Annotated in this window: 16 protein-coding genes; 9 read left to right on the forward strand and 7 right to left on the reverse strand. The window is 63.5% G+C overall.

Annotated features, from left to right (window positions below; all coding sequences use genetic code 11):
• Window positions 1–314: 314 nt before the first annotated feature.
• Window positions 315–458 carry a hypothetical protein gene (locus tag HRF45_13475; GenBank protein ID MEP0767531.1) on the forward strand — a complete coding sequence of 48 codons (144 nt, stop codon included), beginning with the start codon at window positions 315–317 and terminating at the stop codon, window positions 456–458.
• 75 nt (window positions 459–533) lie between these two features.
• On the opposite strand, the gene HRF45_13480 is transcribed toward HRF45_13475, so the two are convergent.
• Complete coding sequence (locus HRF45_13480; protein ID MEP0767532.1) at window positions 534–1826, reverse strand: TldD/PmbA family protein; 1293 nt, start codon at window positions 1824–1826, stop codon at window positions 534–536.
• A gap of 34 nt (window positions 1827–1860) precedes the next feature.
• On the opposite strand from HRF45_13480, the gene HRF45_13485 reads away from it, so the two are divergent.
• From HRF45_13485 to HRF45_13495, 3 genes are read left to right on the forward strand one after another with little or no spacing between them, the layout of a single operon-like run.
• Complete coding sequence (locus HRF45_13485; GenBank protein MEP0767533.1) at window positions 1861–2538, forward strand: protein-L-isoaspartate(D-aspartate) O-methyltransferase; 678 nt, start codon at window positions 1861–1863, stop codon at window positions 2536–2538.
• A 27-nt stretch (window positions 2539–2565) separates the two neighbouring features.
• A complete protein-coding gene (locus HRF45_13490) occupies window positions 2566–3111 on the forward strand; it encodes a cob(I)yrinic acid a,c-diamide adenosyltransferase (GenBank protein ID MEP0767534.1) in 546 nt (181 codons plus the stop codon).
• Window positions 3108–3830, forward strand: a complete 723-nt coding sequence (locus HRF45_13495) for a hypothetical protein (GenBank protein ID MEP0767535.1) — start codon at window positions 3108–3110, stop codon at window positions 3828–3830. The genes HRF45_13490 and HRF45_13495 overlap by 4 nt, the downstream gene beginning before the upstream one ends.
• 360 nt (window positions 3831–4190) lie before the next feature.
• On the opposite strand, the gene HRF45_13500 is transcribed toward HRF45_13495, so the two are convergent.
• Together HRF45_13500 and panB are read right to left on the reverse strand one after the other, a co-directional pair.
• Complete coding sequence (locus HRF45_13500) at window positions 4191–4430, reverse strand: hypothetical protein (GenBank protein ID MEP0767536.1); 240 nt, start codon at window positions 4428–4430, stop codon at window positions 4191–4193.
• Between the two features lie 25 nt (window positions 4431–4455).
• Window positions 4456–5250 carry a 3-methyl-2-oxobutanoate hydroxymethyltransferase gene (gene panB / locus HRF45_13505; protein ID MEP0767537.1) on the reverse strand — a complete coding sequence of 265 codons (795 nt, stop codon included), beginning with the start codon at window positions 5248–5250 and terminating at the stop codon, window positions 4456–4458.
• Here panB and HRF45_13510 point away from each other — a divergent pair.
• On the forward strand, window positions 5249–6850 hold the full coding sequence (locus tag HRF45_13510; GenBank protein ID MEP0767538.1) for an AAA family ATPase: 1602 nt from the start codon (window positions 5249–5251) through the stop codon (window positions 6848–6850). The genes panB and HRF45_13510 overlap by 2 nt on opposite strands.
• A 301-nt stretch (window positions 6851–7151) precedes the next feature.
• Here the strand turns inward: HRF45_13510 and HRF45_13515 are convergent, their stop codons facing one another.
• The gene (locus HRF45_13515; GenBank protein MEP0767539.1) at window positions 7152–8150 is read right to left on the reverse strand and encodes a methyltransferase domain-containing protein; all 999 of its coding nucleotides are present in this window, start codon (window positions 8148–8150) and stop codon (window positions 7152–7154) included.
• Window positions 8151–8301: 151 nt separating this feature from the next.
• Between HRF45_13515 and HRF45_13520 the strand changes: the two genes are divergently transcribed.
• Window positions 8302–9513 carry a hypothetical protein gene (locus tag HRF45_13520; GenBank protein ID MEP0767540.1) on the forward strand — a complete coding sequence of 404 codons (1212 nt, stop codon included), beginning with the start codon at window positions 8302–8304 and terminating at the stop codon, window positions 9511–9513.
• A gap of 26 nt (window positions 9514–9539) precedes the next feature.
• Here HRF45_13520 and HRF45_13525 read toward each other — a convergent pair whose 3' ends face one another.
• Window positions 9540–10406, reverse strand: coding sequence for a hypothetical protein (locus tag HRF45_13525; protein ID MEP0767541.1), 867 nt, complete (start codon window positions 10404–10406; stop codon window positions 9540–9542).
• Window positions 10407–10450: 44 nt separating this feature from the next.
• Between HRF45_13525 and HRF45_13530 the strand changes: the two genes are divergently transcribed.
• A complete protein-coding gene (locus HRF45_13530) occupies window positions 10451–11026 on the forward strand; it encodes a response regulator (GenBank protein MEP0767542.1) in 576 nt (191 codons plus the stop codon).
• A gap of 6 nt (window positions 11027–11032) precedes the next feature.
• On the forward strand, window positions 11033–12220 hold the full coding sequence (locus HRF45_13535) for a 2-oxo acid dehydrogenase subunit E2 (GenBank protein ID MEP0767543.1): 1188 nt from the start codon (window positions 11033–11035) through the stop codon (window positions 12218–12220).
• Window positions 12221–12227: 7 nt separating this feature from the next.
• Here the strand turns inward: HRF45_13535 and HRF45_13540 are convergent, their stop codons facing one another.
• Together HRF45_13540 and HRF45_13545 are read right to left on the reverse strand one after the other, a co-directional pair.
• Window positions 12228–13460 (reverse strand): hypothetical protein, encoded by a 1233-nt coding sequence (locus tag HRF45_13540; GenBank protein MEP0767544.1) that lies wholly within the window; start codon window positions 13458–13460, stop codon window positions 12228–12230.
• A 17-nt stretch (window positions 13461–13477) separates the two neighbouring features.
• The gene (locus HRF45_13545; protein MEP0767545.1) at window positions 13478–14632 is read right to left on the reverse strand and encodes a hypothetical protein; all 1155 of its coding nucleotides are present in this window, start codon (window positions 14630–14632) and stop codon (window positions 13478–13480) included.
• A gap of 233 nt (window positions 14633–14865) precedes the next feature.
• Here HRF45_13545 and HRF45_13550 point away from each other — a divergent pair, with 233 nt between their 5' ends.
• A complete protein-coding gene (locus tag HRF45_13550; GenBank protein MEP0767546.1) occupies window positions 14866–14976 on the forward strand; it encodes a 2-oxo acid dehydrogenase subunit E2 in 111 nt (36 codons plus the stop codon).
• Window positions 14977–15022 lie beyond the last annotated feature (46 nt).

Below are 15022 nucleotides of genomic sequence, written 5' to 3' on the forward strand. Positions count from 1 at the left end.
CTGAGCCTGTCGAAGCATGACATCACCCACCGCATGTTCGCGCTTCCACATGCTGCGCTCGCGGCTTACGGACGCATGCTTCGACAGGCTCAGCATGACGTTAGCTTCGACAGGCTCAGCATGACGTTAGCTTCGACAAACTCGGCATCACGACACCGGGCGGCACACGGTTGCATGCTTCGACAAGCTCAGCATGACGTTAGCTTCGACAAGCTCAGCATGACGTTAGCTTCGACAAAACTCGGCATCACGACACCGGGCGGCACACGATTGCATGCTTCGACGGGCTCAGCATGACGGAAAGTAGGGCCTGCATGACGGTAAGTAGGCTCGGCATGACGGTCTCGGCAGGTCCAGCCTTGCGGCTTCGACAGGCTCAGCATGACGGAAAGCAGGCTCAACATGGCGGCATCAACGAGCAAAGCATGGCGGTCTCGACATCGTGTCGGACGGTTTAGGCCCACTATGGCAGTCCCGAGCCAAGAGATGCACGAAGAGAAAGATGTCATGACAGCACTCGAACACTCTCGCACCTAGAACGACGTGCCGCTGGTGAACGTGTAGGCGTGTGCCAAGATGCCGGGGGCCTCGATGGGTGCCCACGACCCACACCGCTTCGGCTTTCCGAGCGCCTCCACGTTCTTCAACATGATGAGCGGGCTCTCATTGAAGCGCAGGTTCTTCACGCCCCGCGTCACCTCGCCGTTCTCGATCAGGAACAGCCCGTCTCGGGTCATGCCGGTCAGTATGAGCTGCATCGGGTCCACGTGCCGGATGTACCAAAAGCGTGTTACCAGCAGGCCACGCTTTACCCTCGAGATCATCTCCTCCTCTGTCGCCTGCCCCCCCGCCATCACGAAGTTGCTGGGGGCGCCGGTATAGGGCTTGCCTTGTTTCTCGGCCCAGTAACGGTCGTAGGAGAGCGTGTTCAGCCGGCCCTGTTGCACCCACTCCACACGGTGCGCGGGCATACCGTCGGTGTGGAAGGGGGTCGCCGGGCAGGTCGGATGGGCGGGATCGGAGCATAGTAGCGCGTGCGGGCCGGCCACGTCGGTCCCTTCCTTGCCTGCAAACACGCTCCGCCCCTCGATGGCGGCCTTGGCATCCATGGAGTAAGCGATGAACACCAGCATGTCTGCCACCGCGGGCGGCTCCAGCACCACTGTCCAGTCGCCGGGCTCCACTTCTACCGGGTCGCGGCCCGCATTGGCCTTGTTGGCTGCCCTTGCGGCGAGCGCTGCGGGGTCTATGTCCCCGAGGCGATGGCTCACCCCCTCGGCCCACCCGGAGCTGCTGTCGGTCATCGCCGTGCACACGAATCGGGCGAAGGTCTCCGGGTGGAAGAAGAAGGCGCCCTTCGTGTTGGCGAGCGCTTCGGTGGTGGTGCGCGCGGTGAACGAGCCGGCGAGCTTGACGCCCGCTCGGTCGCCCTCTGCCACCGCGGTCTTCACGGCGTCCGCCCGCTGCATCGGGTCCACGCTGGCCACGCTGGGGTCGAAGGCCCGCACCTCGGGGGCTTCGGCTGGGCCGGGGCACGGCACGAACTCCGTGTCGGGGGCTGCGACTTTCGCCATCGCCTCCGCTCTCTGCACGGCGGATTGGAGCGATTCGTCGTCGAAGGAATTGATGCTCGCGCTGCCGACGCGATTGCCGAACGCCACGCGAATCTCGCACTTCATGTCAGAACGGGCGACGTTTTGAGTAATCTCGCTGTTGGCGAAGCGGGTCGCGGCTTCCGACGATTCCGATAGGAGTGCGGTGGCCTCGTCGGCGGACACGAACGAGAGGGCACGATCGAGGATTTGCTTAGCTTCTTCTCTTGTCACGAAGCCGATTGTACCGTCCCGTGCCGGGGAGCGAATGAGGGAAACCTACGAAGAGCTACGCGAGCGAATGGTGCGAGAGCAGCTCGAAGCTCGCGGCATCACCGACCCGAGGGTGCTGGCCGCCATGCGCAAAGTTCCGCGCCACCACTTCGTTCCCCGCCGACACCGCGCGTTCGCCTACGACGACTGCGCGTTGCCGATCTGGTTCGGCGCCACCATCTCGCAGCCGCTGATGGTAGCGATGATGGCCGAGTTGCTCCGCATCGAAGGGGGCGAGAAGACGCTCGAGATCGGCGCCGGCTCCGGGTATCAGGCGGCAATCCTATGCGAGCTCGGAGCGAACCTGATCACTGTGGAGCGAGTGCCTCGCCTCGCGGCCATCGCGCAGAACAACCTGAGACGCCACGGGTACGACGCCCGGGTGCTGTGCGCCGACGGCTCCATCGGGCTGCCGGAGGAGGCTCCATTCGACCGTATCCTCTTCACTGCCAGTCCGCCGAAGATGCCCAAGGCCTACGAGGACCAGCTCGCACCGGGCGGCAGGATCGTCGGCCCGGTCGGCAGCCGTGCGGTGCAGGAGCTGGTTCTGGTGGAGAAGACGCCGGACGGACGAGTGCTCCGTCGCGAGTACGGGGGCTGCCAGTTCCTGCCTTTGGTAGGCGAGCAAGGGTGGGACGAGAAGGAGCTGTCCAACTATCGCTGGGAGGAGTGAGCCGCCCGAGGTAGACTCCGACCCGAGATGAAGCTGTATACGGGCATCGGGGACCAGGGGCTTACGCGGCTCTTCGGCGGCGGCACGGTGGACAAGGACGACGTGCGGGTCGCCGCGTATGGCGAGGTGGACGAGCTCAACTGTTGCATCGGGCTCGCGCGAAACGCCGTGGCCCCGGAATTTGGCAAGGTGCTCGAACGTATACAGAACGAGCTGTTCGAGATAGGTGCCGAGCTGGCATCGGTCGGAAGAAACGCGATGCTCGGAGAGGTGCACGTGAGGCGGATGGAAGGCGAGATCGATAGCTACCAGGCCGCTGCGCCCGAATTGAGGAACTTCGTACTGCCTGCGGGCAGAGCTGGAGCCGCTGAACTGCACCTTGCCAGAAGCGTGTGCCGCCGAGCAGAACGAACGGTCGTGACGCTTCATCGCAAGGAAGGCGTTCGGGCCGAAGTGCTGAGGTATCTCAACCGCCTGTCCGACCTGCTCTTCGCCATGTCGCGGGCCGTGCTGGCACTGGCTGGCGAGAGGGAAACTGTCTGGAATCCCCGCGCACAGGAGAAAGCCGAATGATGGCTCCCCTGGTTCTCGGTCTGTCGCTGCTTGTCCAAACAAACGGTCCTGCGGCAGTGGCCAAGCTGAGCGCACTGCCCGATGCGTTCGCCAAGCTACAGTCTTTCCAAATGGATGTCACGATGAGGGCCTCGCTGGAGGGGATGGACTCCGTTGTGACCACGAAGGTGCTCGCCAAGCGTCCGAACCTTTACTCCATCGAGCAGACGATGCGCTCGGCAGTGGAGAACGGGACGCGGCGATTCGTGTGTGACGGCAAGGGCCTCGCGCTGCCCGAACCCAAGAACCCCGGTAGGATGATCCTGGACCCGGCACCGCATTCCCAGTGGGAAGGTTCGCTCCGTGCCATCAGTTCCGTCATGTACGACAACGGCTGGCCTCTCGGTGTCGTGTTCCGGCCGAAGAAAGAGACGCTGGACTTCGTGCGCAACTTGGTGAACGTGCACAGCTTGGGCAAGGTGGAGATGGAGGACGGCAGCCAGGCGGAGCGCATCGTGGCGGATGCACCCGCGGCAGTCGGAGAGATCGGCTTTCAGGTGGAGGTGTTCATCGGAGCCGATGGGTTCATGCGCAGGATGTCGTTGAAGAGCAAGACTCCACAGGACATGGGGCCCGTGGAAAGTGCGAGTTGGGTGCTCATCTGGGATGTGAAAGTCACCAAGGACCCGAACATTCCTGAGGGCGCGTTCAAGCTCCCTCCAGTGCGCGGCCGAGTGTAGAGCAGGTCCGCTGAGGTAGCGAGCAGCCGACCCGCGACCCTACGTACTTCGAGGCAGCGCGGCCACGGGCGGTGGGGAGACATTTCTGAACTCGATACGGTGCAGATACGACACCAGTCACTGGTCGGCGGGGCGGTCTTGGAGCGAACACGGAGTCTGTTCGAAGCGCGCGTGCCGCTTGCCTACCACGATGGTCGCAAGCTAATACGGCACATCTCCCAGCACTCTCGTATCGGGTCGGTGTAGGCAACGGACGTGCCTATTCGTCATGCTGAGCCCGTCGAAGCAAGACGGGCTACTGCTCCTCTGCCGTTCGCCTCGGCACGGCATGCAACTGCCAAGGCTGTGGCCTTTCCCGTGCTACGTCCTGAAGATCAGATCGATGATCACGTCGCGGAACTCGGGGCGGGTGCGAAGGGCGCGGACTACGTGATCGATCTCTGCGTGCAGGTCCTCGGCCCCGCCACGGATGGGCTTCACCTGCCCTCGCAGATACACCACTCCGTGGGACACGCGAACATCCACCAGCGACGAGTCGATCTTGCGCCGGTTTAGCTCTCGGCGGACCATCTTCACGGCATGTACGTCTTCTGCGGGCATGGGTGTCTCCTTCGGGACAGCGGGCCTATTGGAATGACTCCTCCGAGGATGGGAACGTTCCCTCGCGCACCTGTTCGGCGTAAGTGCGAATGCCCTCGGTGATCGTCTGTGCGGCGTCGGCGAACACGCGTGCATGTTTCGGGTGAAATCTTCCCAGATTCAGAATGTCGTGAAACACTTGGATCTGCCCGTCACAGCCCGGTCCTGCGCCTATGCCGATGGTGGGAATCGAGAGCTTGGCGGTAATCCGCTCTGCGACGTCCGCCGGCACCATCTCCAACACCACGGAGAACGCCCCCGCTTCCTGCACTCGCATCGCCTCTCGCATCAGCATCTCTGCTTGCTCGCCGCGCCCCTGCACGCGAAAGCCTCCGAACGAGTGGACCGATTGTGGCGTCATACCCACGTGCCCCATCACTGGCACGCCGACCTCGGTTAGCCGACGGATGGACTTCTCCACGCTGGACCCGCCCTCCAGCTTCACCGCCTCGGCACCCGCCTTCACCAGTCGGCACGCACACTCCACTGTGTGATCCACCGAGGCCTGGAAGCTTCCGAAGGGCATATCCGCTACCAGTAGCGCCCGAGTTACCCCACGGCGAGTGGCGCGGACGTGGTGCTCCATCTCCTCCATCGTGACCGGAAGCGTGTTCTCGTAACCGAGCACCACATTGCCGAGAGAGTCGCCCACGAGGATCAGGTCCACCCCGGCCTCGTCGGCCAGCCGACCGGTGGGTTCGTCGTACGCGGTCAGGCACACCGGCTTCCGCTTGCCTTTCAGCGACCGGAACTTCGGGACCGTCATCCGCTCCGCGTCCATGCCCGGATGGTACCCGACAGGAAGCCGGCCCCCCTGGGGCGAACCGAGGGCGCGGAGGTGGCCCTTGCCGGATAGCCCGATCGCCGAACTCGAAGTCCTGATCCGAGCGAAGTACTCGGTTCTCTACGTCCAGTCGTGGGAGGAGCGGCGCGTGCTGGAGGCGCTGCGCGTGGTGGCGCACACGCTAGGCCGCAACGTGCACGTCTGGTCGCTCACCAAAGGCATGGAGCCGCCGCTGACGGGAGCCGCAGCCGAGCAAAAGTCGGGCCTACCGTTGGAGATCGAGGCGCTGGCGGGCGTTCACCACGGGCCGGAGAAAGCCGTGTTCGTGTTGCGCGATTTTCACCCGTACATGAGCGATCAACGGGTAATCCGCCTCCTGCGTGACCTCGGGCCGAAGCTGAGGCAGAAGTCACAGACGGTGGTGATCCTCAGCCCCATTCTGAAGCTGCCCGCAGAGCTGGAAAAGGACATCACGGTCGTGGAGTTCCCCCTCCCGGACGCCGCCGAGATCGCGCGACTGGTGGACGACCGGCTGAAGGATGCCGCAGGCAGACCGGGAGTTCAGACCGACATCTCGCCGGGCGACCGGGAGAAGCTGATCGCTGCTTGCCAGGGCCTCACTATCTCCGAGATTGAAGACGTGCTTGCACGCTCCCTCGTCGAAAAAAAGCGGCCGGACGTGGAGGCCGTGCTCACGCAGAAGAAGCAGCTCATCCGCAAGTCGGGCATCCTCGAGTACTACCCGTCGCAAGTGGAGATGAAGGACGTGGGAGGTCTGAACGCGGTGAAGGCGTGGCTGTCGCGTCGGACAGTGGCCTTCTCGGAGAAGGCGAAGGCGTTCGGGCTGCCCGCCCCGAAGGGCATGCTGATCCTGGGAGTACAGGGGTGCGGAAAGAGCCTCATAGCCAAGTCCATCGCGGCACACTGGGGCCTGCCGCTGTTGCGAATGGACGTGGGCAAGATCTTCAGCGGCATCGTCGGCTCGTCGGAAGAGAACATGCGCAAGGCAATCCGCGTGGCCGAGTCCGTGGCGCCCTGCGTGCTGTGGACCGACGAGCTGGAGAAGGGGTTCGCGGGAGTGCAAAGCTCGTCGTTCTCCGATTCGGGCACCACGGCGCGCGTGTTTGCCACATTCCTTGCATGGATGCAGGAGAAGACCGCGCCGGTGTTCCTCGTTGCGACCGCGAACGACGTGACGCAACTGCCACCCGAGCTGCTTCGCAAGGGCCGCTTCGACGAGATCTTCTTCGTGGACCTGCCGACGCCGGCGGAGCGAGAGGAGATATTCCGGATTCATCTGGCGAAGCGAGGTCGCAACCCGAGCAAGTTCAACCTAGAGAAGCTGGTGAAAGCGACCGAGGGCTTCAGCGGCGCGGAGATCGAGCAGGTGGTGGTATCGGGGTTGTTCGCCGCGTTCAACGCCGACCGCGAGCTGACGACTCAGGACATGATCGAGGAGGCCGGTCATCTGGTACCGCTGTCTCGGATGATGCAGGAGGACATAGCGGCTCTGCGGGAGTGGGCCCGCCTTCGCGCACGTCCGGCCACCGTCCCCGAGCCCGCCCCCGAGCCCAAACGGCGGCGAGTGAAGAAGTGACATCCCTCCCTCAGCGGAGAGGGGTTGAATGAAGGGGCGGCGCGGTGGGTGGCTCGGTACCTATCTGCGATCGGCGATACCTCGAACTCTACGTGACAGGCCTAGTCGGGGTGTGGCGAACCACCGCCGCATGTGGCGTGGAGAGCGGTGCGGGGTCGAGAACTCACGCTGAGAACGCAGAGGTCCGCAGAGAGCGCCGAGCATGTGCACCTGTTCACTACGCGGAGTGTCGGCGGTGTGCTCCGAACACCAGCTCGCGAATCCCTTGGTCCATGGACCGTGAGAAGGGCGGGAGGCCAGATCAGGGCTTGCGGGCAATCAAGACGGATGTGCCGAAGGGGAGGTCGGTGCGGGAAACGAACTCCAGGCCGGCGTCTCGGAGCCACTCGCGCATTTCCGTCTCCGTGTAGTTGTCCCCGCCTTCGGTACCCAGCAGCATGTTGATGGAGAACATGGCGCCCTCGGGCGGCTGGGTGCGGTCTTCGCTCATCACGTAGTCCACGATCACCAGCCGCCCGCCGGGCGACAGGGCGCGCGCGCACTTGGCGACGAGCGAGCGGTTGGCCTGATACGAATTGCTGTGTACGATGGCGCAAAGGAAGACCAGGTCGTAGTCCCGGCCCAGGTCTTCGCGCGTGTAGTCGCCCGGCTGCGTGGTGACCCGGTCCGTCAGGCCCGCCGCCGCGACGTATTCTTGGGTGAGGCCGACCACCTCCGGCAGGTCGAACACCACGGCTTGCGCACCCGGCTCGCGCCGCACCATCTCCATGCAGTAAGCGCCCGAGCCCCCGCCCACGTCTAGGATGCGCTTCACGCCCCGCAGGTCTACCGGTGCCAGCGTCTCGGGCGCTTGTGGCACGCCGCGCCAGTGCATGGCCGCGATAAAGGCGCGAAGCCACTCGACGCCGCGATCCGCCACGTGGTGTGGCACCATGCTCTTGCCCGTCCTCACGACTTCGGTAAGGGTGGACCAGGTGTGCCACTGGTTCGCGCCGTGCATCAGCCCTGCCATGTAGCCCGGCTTGCCCTCGACCAGATGCTCCGAAGCGAACGGTGTGTTGGAGAACCGGCCCTCCGACTTGCGAACGAGGCCCAATGCGACCTGGGCATTCAGCAGGCGCGCCACGGCTCCCGCATCCGCACCGGCACGCATGGCCACTTCCTCGGCGGCCAGGTCTTCGTCGCCGAGCGCCGAGAAGAGTCCCAGCTCGAATGCCGAGAGGAGCACGCGGCTCTTCTGAAAAGCGTAGGCCATATCTCGGACGGACTGGACGGTAGGCTCGTTGAGTTGCTGGGTCATGGCTGCTCCTCCTGCCGCGAGGTCCGAAGAAAGTTCGGCTTAGGAGCGGGGATTCCTAGTGGCCGGGGCCGAAGCGTGGTATATCGTACATAGCGGTCCGAGCCACGCTCGGGGCCGCGTCCGTCTGTCTTTCAAGGAGGATGTCGGTTCGATGCGCTCTTGGCTCGGAGGGTCGAAGGCAGGGATGCTGGTGGTGGCTGTGGCGTTGTCTTTGGTGCTTACGGGTGTCACATGGAGCACCAACGACCCGTCGGCGACCAAGGTGGGGGGCGCAGTCTTAGCCAAGTTCGAACCGGCATCCGGTTGCTATCTCGGGGCCTTCATTGATTTCGACCTGACCCTCGACAGGCCGTACGTGGACCAGAACGGCCGCACGCGTCAGTGTCCGACGGGTTTCGAGGAGGTGGTCGGCAAGCCGCACGCGATGTACTTCTTCTACATGGGCTACGGGGGGCCGCTGCCACTCGACTGGGTGTGCTACCTCCGGGACAAGGGGAAATTCGTGCACATCGCGCTCGAGCCGAATCAAGGTCTAGACAAGGTCCGAGACGACGAGTACTTGCGGAATTTGGCGGACACGCTGCGCATGTCCGAGGCGAAGGTGTTCTTGCGTTTCGCGTCCGAGATGAACGGGAACTGGGTCCGCTACCACGGCAACCCCAAGTTGTACGTTGAGAAGTTTCGTCTGGTCGCTCGCGTGATGAGAGAGAGGGCGCCGAACGTAGCGATGGTGTGGTGCCCCTATGCCACACCCACCTCCAACATACCATCCTACTACCCGGGTGACGACGCAGTGGATTGGGTGGGTGTCAATCTGTACAACGTTACTCATAACAACAACGACCGCAGCAAACCAGCGGGGCATATCAGCCCTCTGGACCTACTGCGATACGTGTACGATCGGTATTCTGCGTGCAAACCTATCATGATATGCGAATATGGGGTGACGCATCGTTCGGCGACGATGGCTACACCCGTGTCGGAGTTCGCGCAGAATCGCATCATTACACTGTACAGGGCGCTCGCCACGAAGTACACGCGCGTGAAGGCCATCAACTACTTCAATGGGAACAACATGGACGCGGTCCCACATCGGGCTTTCAATGATTACAGCGTCACGAACGACCCGATCGTGCTGGCCGCATACCGGCGCGCGATCGATTCTCCGCACTTCCTGACTGCTCCGCCGGGAGTGATTGCCACGCTGCCGAAAGCTGCCGCGGGTGCCAGCGATAGGATGGTGACGGTACTCGTCTGCGCGGACAGCAAGCGCCCCGCGACGGCATACTGTCCGGAGGCGGTGCCGCGCCAGTTCCGCGCCGGTTCGGTACCCACGAAAGGCTGCCACCTGCACCGTCCTTGACGGTATCGGCTTAGCAGTTCGTCGAGCTACTGCGCGCTGCGACCCGGCAGAATTAGGAGTGCCGCAGTGACCAGTGCGGTGATACCTATCAAAGCCCATGTCATTCGCTTCTCCGACGGCGACAGGGTGAAGCAACCTCGATTGACGATCAGGATGACCGCCGCGATTGGCACTAGTGCAGGCAGGCCGTTCAGCCGAAAGCCACCCACGCTAACACCGCCGAGCAGTAGCACGAATAGCATGTAACCGACTAGTGTGGGGATCAGCCACAACAGCGTAGTCTTCGCGTGGAAGCCCGCTCTGTGCAGTACTGCGAAGAACATCGCAAGGAATAGTACGTCGGCAGGACCCATGAACGCTAGCGGCATCGCGCTGCCGACACTGGGCACCTTCACCGCCACCTTCTCGAACACCTCGGGCGCCTTCTCTATCACCTGCTTGGCTATGCCCACCGGCGAGAGAACCGTGGCGATGTCCACCATAGCAAGCACCGGCGCGATGGGCACCAGCATGTTGGGTTCCTTTACGGCGCGCGCCACCAACATGCCCGCCGAACCCGCTGTGGCAAGCAGCGCCCCCTGCCCCACGCCATGCAGCACCCCAGCGATTGGCCCCTTCACCTGCCGGAAGAGCAGGCCCGCTCCCACGAACACAACGAAGAAACAAAGCAGCAGCAGCACCGTCTCCTTGCCGGACAACCTCACTCTCGCAGCCTGGTACACGAAGGCGAGCGGGATGCCGAGGAAGAGCAGCGTGGAGAACACGTTGAGAAGCGGCAGCCATGCCACGGGAACCCGGGCCATCGGGGTGAGCCACTGGAGCAGGACAAAACCCAGGAGCAACAGCGCTGCGCGGGCGAAGGGCGCTCCCGGGCTCTGAGGCGCAGGTTCCATTGCGGCCCAAGTATAGCCGACCCACGGGTAGAATCCCCGCCACCATGGACGGCTTGCGCATTCTTATCGCCGACGACGAACCCATCATACGCATGGACCTGCGGCAGACGCTGGAGTCGCAGGGCTACACCGTTATCGCCGAGGCTGGCGATGGTGCGCAGGCGGTGGAGCTTGCCCGCACGCATCATCCGGACCTCTGCATCCTGGACGTCAAGATGCCTGCCTTGGACGGCATCGAGGCGATGGAGCGCATTTACGAGGAGGAGATCGCCCCATGCGTCCTGCTCACCGCCTACGCCGATCGCGAGCTAGTGGAGCGGGCGAAAAGCGTGGGAGCGTTCGCCTACCTGGTAAAGCCCTTCAGCGCAGAGGAGATTCCCCCCGCCATCGAGGTCGCCCGAGCGCGCTATGACCAGGAGCAGGCTCTGAAGGAAGAGGTCGCGGACCTCGAAGACCGTCTCGAGACGCGCAAGCTAGTAGACCGGGCAAAGGGCATTCTGATGCGGGTGCACAATCTAAGCGAGGCAGACGCCTACCGGCGCATTCAGGTTCAGAGCATGAACACGAGAAAAACGATGCGGCAGATCGCCGAGGCGGTTATTCTCGCGCATGGAGTGTAAAGGCGGATGATTGACGTCATCATGCCCAAGATGGGCGACGGCATGGAAGAGGGCACGCTGGTCGAGTGGCTGAAGAAAGAGGGAGAGAAGGTAGCCACCGACGAGGTGATAGCCAACATCCAGACGGATAAGGCAGTTGTGGAGCTTACTTCGCCGGGCACTGGAGTTCTGGCGGGCGTGCTGGTGAAGCCAGACGAGACCGTACCGGTGGGCACTCGCATCGCCGCGATCCTGCAGGAAGGGGAGACGCTGCCTTCGGACTGGTCTGCTGCGGCCCCCTCGAACGGTGCGCCCGCTGAGGCAGCGCCTGCTAAGGCTCCAGAAAAGACCGAGCCTGTATCGTCACCCGCGACCGGGGATCGCGTGAAGGCCTCCCCGCTCGCCAAGAAGATCGCGGAAGCAGAGGGAATCGACCTGAGCCGAGTGACTGGCACGGGCCCGGGCGGACGTATCGTGGAGCGAGACGTGAGGGCATTCACGACCGAGCGACCCGTCGCCGCAGTCGCGAATCCCGCCGGCGGCGTGCGCAAGCTGTCGCGGTTGCGGCAGATCATCGCCGAGCGGACGCAGCAGGCCAAACGCGATGCGCCGCACTTCTACGTTACGGTCGAGGTGGATGTCGAGGAGCTGTTCGCGCTGCGCGAGAAGATCAACTCCCACGCGGAGGTGAAGATCTCCGTCAACGACTTCGTGATGAAGGCCTGCGCGCTGGCCCTCCGGGAGATGCCCGAGGTGAACTCCAACTTCGTGGACGGCGAGTGGGTCATCGGTGATAGCGTGAACATCGGGATGGCGGTGGCCACGGACGAGGGCCTGCTCGTTCCGGTGTTGAAGGGCTGCGAGGCGAAGAGCCTGCGCGCCATCTCGCGCGAGGCGAAGGACCTGGCCGGTCGCACTCGCGACGGCAAGGTGCAGCCCGACGAGCTGACCGGTAGCACCTTCAGCATCAGCAACATGGGCATGCTGAGTGTGGACAACTTCACCGCCATTCTCAACACACCCAACGGCGCGATCGTCGCGGTGAGCACGGCCCGCCGTGTGCCTGTCGTGCTGCCGGACGATTCCATCGCCCCTCGCTGGCGGATGAACCTAACAGGTTCGTTCGACCACCGCACGCTGGACGGCGCGGTGGGGGCACGGTTCATGAACGTCGTCCGCGACTACCTCGAGAGCCCCTACCGACTGCTGGAATAGGTAGTCATTACTGCTTGTTCCGCCAATACTCCAGCAGCTCGGCGTTGCGTGATCCCGGGGCAAAGGACGTGTCGCCCATCGCACCGACATTCGGTTGCTTGTCGCGCTCGTCGTACATGGCTGCTAGCGCTACCATCGCTCCTCGAACCACTTCCGGATCGGGATGATCGAGAAGTGCTTTCACGTGGTCAGCATACTTCGGTCTGACGGGACCGGGTACCCCGTGAAGCGACGGAAGTGCCGCAAGAACAACCTCCGAGAGAGGTGACCGTATGGCTCGAGCAGCGTTTTCCTCCCCGTTGGGGTACTGGAACAGCCCGCTCACTGCGCCGGCCAGTGCGCTCGCGAGAGCGGGATCGGCATTCTTAGGGTCGAGCTCGAGTGCCGCATCCACGATGCGCTTCGCCGCATGCGGGTCGCCCCACGAGCCGGCCACGCACCAACGGGACACCATCTCCAGCGGCGAGGTGTCGCCGGTAACCGGCGGGAGCACCGGGGCAATCTCCTCTACGTAGAACCGATACGGATCGGGGCCGAGCAGCGCCCGGTAGGGCGCGTCCGGGTCCCTGTCCTCCGGCAGCGGCACCTTAGGTACCCTCGTCAACTGCGCAGCAGGAGGCCAGAGAACGAGCCGGTCGAACCCGAACTGCGCGGTAATCCGAGCGCGGGCATCGGGCTTCACTGCGGTCGAACGCGCGAGCACGCGAGCCACGTCCCGAGCAACGTAGTCCCCTTTCAGCGGGAATCGCTCCGGTGCGGAATCGGGGACGACGTAGAGCCGCTGGCACTGCCAGAAATCCAGCACGGAGTACTCCACCCCTGGAGGCGCGTCGAAGTACTCTCCCCCCTCCAGCGACGGAGCGCGAAGGATGAGGCCGTCTCGTGCACTCCGCAGGAGCAATAGCATCCTCTCTCCAGGAGGCAACATCCCCAGGTAGGCCTCACTGGCCGCACCGCGATGCTCGATCTGCTTCGGGTCGGAGCAAGCTGCCATCACCTTGAGCCGGCCGGCAGCGACGCCCTTGATCGTCTGCAGCACCTCGACCTCGTAGATTCCCATCGCCAGGTCCGTGTGAGGCACCGAATCCTTCCCTTCACGCAGCGGGACGCGCACGGCCTCCGCAGGTACGGAAGCCACTCGGCCTACCAAGATGGCATCGGCCTCCGCTAACTGGGGGAGCGAGTACTGCCCAGGGCACTGCAAGCAGAAGACTAGAAGCGGCAAAACGATACGCAACATCCCGAACCTCCTATCACCTATGGCCAGTCGGCAGGCGAGTGCTCGATCTTGTCCGTCCAGAACCACATCTCGCGCACTCCCACCCGGCATCCGCCGGGGAAGTCGTGTTCCACAGCCTTCGATCCCGCCCAGTACTCCTGAAGAATTGGGCCCCCGAACAGAGGCGGGTTGCTGGGATAAGGAATCCATTCGTACGATCGGGCGCCCAGAGTGTCGTCTATGTGGAAGTGCCCGATCGGGGAACTGGACCAATCGCCTCCGAGATACCTCGTCCACCAGTAGTCCTTCACTGCGTTGACCTTGAATCCCGCAGGAATGCCGTTGGGAAAGCGTTCATTCACCCAGGTGTCTGGCATCCTGTAGTTCAGGTGGTCGTAAACACGGTACAAGTATTCCTGCTCTACGTCCCACGGGGGCCGTCCTCTGGGGGGAGGGGGAGAGCACCGAAGTAAGCTCACCTCGACCAAGCGCGTGCTGGCAGGCATGTGCGACGTGAACCTGCGATAGTTCGAGCCTGCTACGTGCAAACCGCTCGTATCGTCCTCAATGGTCCCGGCAAAGGTCCACACACCATCCTGCAGCAGCCACAGCGAGTAGTGGAGGGTGACCACTATCTCCCCCAGTTGCGAGGGACCACGGGCGTAGAACTCAGCCGTGCGCGCGTCTTCAGTTTCATTCTGCTCGCTGTTCATCATGAATAGCAGCCCGCTCGGATACGTCCACTCGTAGGTCGTCTTGAAGTTATCGCCCTGGGGCTGTTGGTATCGAGCCGTGATCCGTGCGCAGACCGGGGGCTGCAGGTGCGCGGGCCAGGAGGGCTGGGCAGGGTCTACGCCCCAGTACGCGAGGTACCAAGGCTGAGTCTCCAGCCCGAAGTCGTGCTTCCATCCCCTAAGATGGAAGTCAAGCTCCACGTCGAATGGACCGCCAATCACGTAGTACCTACCGCTTGCTGACCCCTCGCCCGGCTGGCAGTTCGGGCCCTCAAGCGCACGCACAGTTACCGAGACGCTACATACCCCAGGCTCGGTGAACCGGACGAGCGGACTGGGTTCAGCGCTGCTCGAAGGCTCCGCCCCGCAGCCACTGAACCTCCACTCGTACTCCACGTCGCACCCGAGCGGTATCCAGGGCACCCCCTCTGCGACAAACTGGAACTCGCACATCTCCAACCCCAGGGTCGGCTCCCAATAAAGGCCTCCGACCTGACCGTCACCAAAGATATGGACGTTCCAGGGTTGCGCTGGGCACGGGATAGCGAGCGCCAGAAGGACCGGTCACTAGGACAGCAAGCGAGAAATGTCCGCGATCCATCTCACCATCTCCTGGCGGCACTGTATCAGCTCGCCCCCCTGTCTCCCCGTAATGTTACTAGGTTCCAGAGTAGCTTACGCCGCGCTGGCGGATGAACCTAACAGGCTCCTTCGACCACCGCACGCTGGACGGCGCGGTGAGGGCACGGTTCATGAACGTCGTCCGCGACTACCTTCAGGAGCCCTATCGGCTGTTGGAGTAGTCGCAGCTCACGGCTTGTTCCGCCAGTACTCGAGGACTTCCGCGTT

The sequence above is a fragment of the Fimbriimonadia bacterium genome, assembly GCA_039961735.1.
Classification (GTDB): Bacteria; Armatimonadota; Fimbriimonadia; order Fimbriimonadales; family JABRVX01; genus JABRVX01.

Coding starts and splice junctions, on each gene's coding strand:
- HRF45_13485 (MEP0767533.1), top strand. CDS start 1,861: ATGAGGGAAACCTACGAAGAGCTACGCGAGCGAATGGTGCGAGAGCAG.
- HRF45_13495 (MEP0767535.1), top strand. CDS start 3,108: ATGATGGCTCCCCTGGTTCTCGGTCTGTCGCTGCTTGTCCAAACAAAC.
- HRF45_13520 (MEP0767540.1), top strand. CDS start 8,302: ATGCGCTCTTGGCTCGGAGGGTCGAAGGCAGGGATGCTGGTGGTGGCT.
- HRF45_13475 (MEP0767531.1), top strand. CDS start 315: ATGACGGTAAGTAGGCTCGGCATGACGGTCTCGGCAGGTCCAGCCTTG.
- HRF45_13490 (MEP0767534.1), top strand. CDS start 2,566: ATGAAGCTGTATACGGGCATCGGGGACCAGGGGCTTACGCGGCTCTTC.
- HRF45_13530 (MEP0767542.1), top strand. CDS start 10,451: ATGGACGGCTTGCGCATTCTTATCGCCGACGACGAACCCATCATACGC.
- HRF45_13500 (MEP0767536.1), bottom strand. CDS start 4,430: ATGCCCGCAGAAGACGTACATGCCGTGAAGATGGTCCGCCGAGAGCTA.
- HRF45_13535 (MEP0767543.1), top strand. CDS start 11,033: ATGATTGACGTCATCATGCCCAAGATGGGCGACGGCATGGAAGAGGGC.
- HRF45_13550 (MEP0767546.1), top strand. CDS start 14,866: ATGAACCTAACAGGCTCCTTCGACCACCGCACGCTGGACGGCGCGGTG.
- HRF45_13515 (MEP0767539.1), bottom strand. CDS start 8,150: ATGACCCAGCAACTCAACGAGCCTACCGTCCAGTCCGTCCGAGATATG.
- HRF45_13525 (MEP0767541.1), bottom strand. CDS start 10,406: ATGGAACCTGCGCCTCAGAGCCCGGGAGCGCCCTTCGCCCGCGCAGCG.
- HRF45_13510 (MEP0767538.1), top strand. CDS start 5,249: ATGCCCGGATGGTACCCGACAGGAAGCCGGCCCCCCTGGGGCGAACCG.
- HRF45_13540 (MEP0767544.1), bottom strand. CDS start 13,460: ATGTTGCGTATCGTTTTGCCGCTTCTAGTCTTCTGCTTGCAGTGCCCT.
- panB (MEP0767537.1), bottom strand. CDS start 5,250: ATGGACGCGGAGCGGATGACGGTCCCGAAGTTCCGGTCGCTGAAAGGC.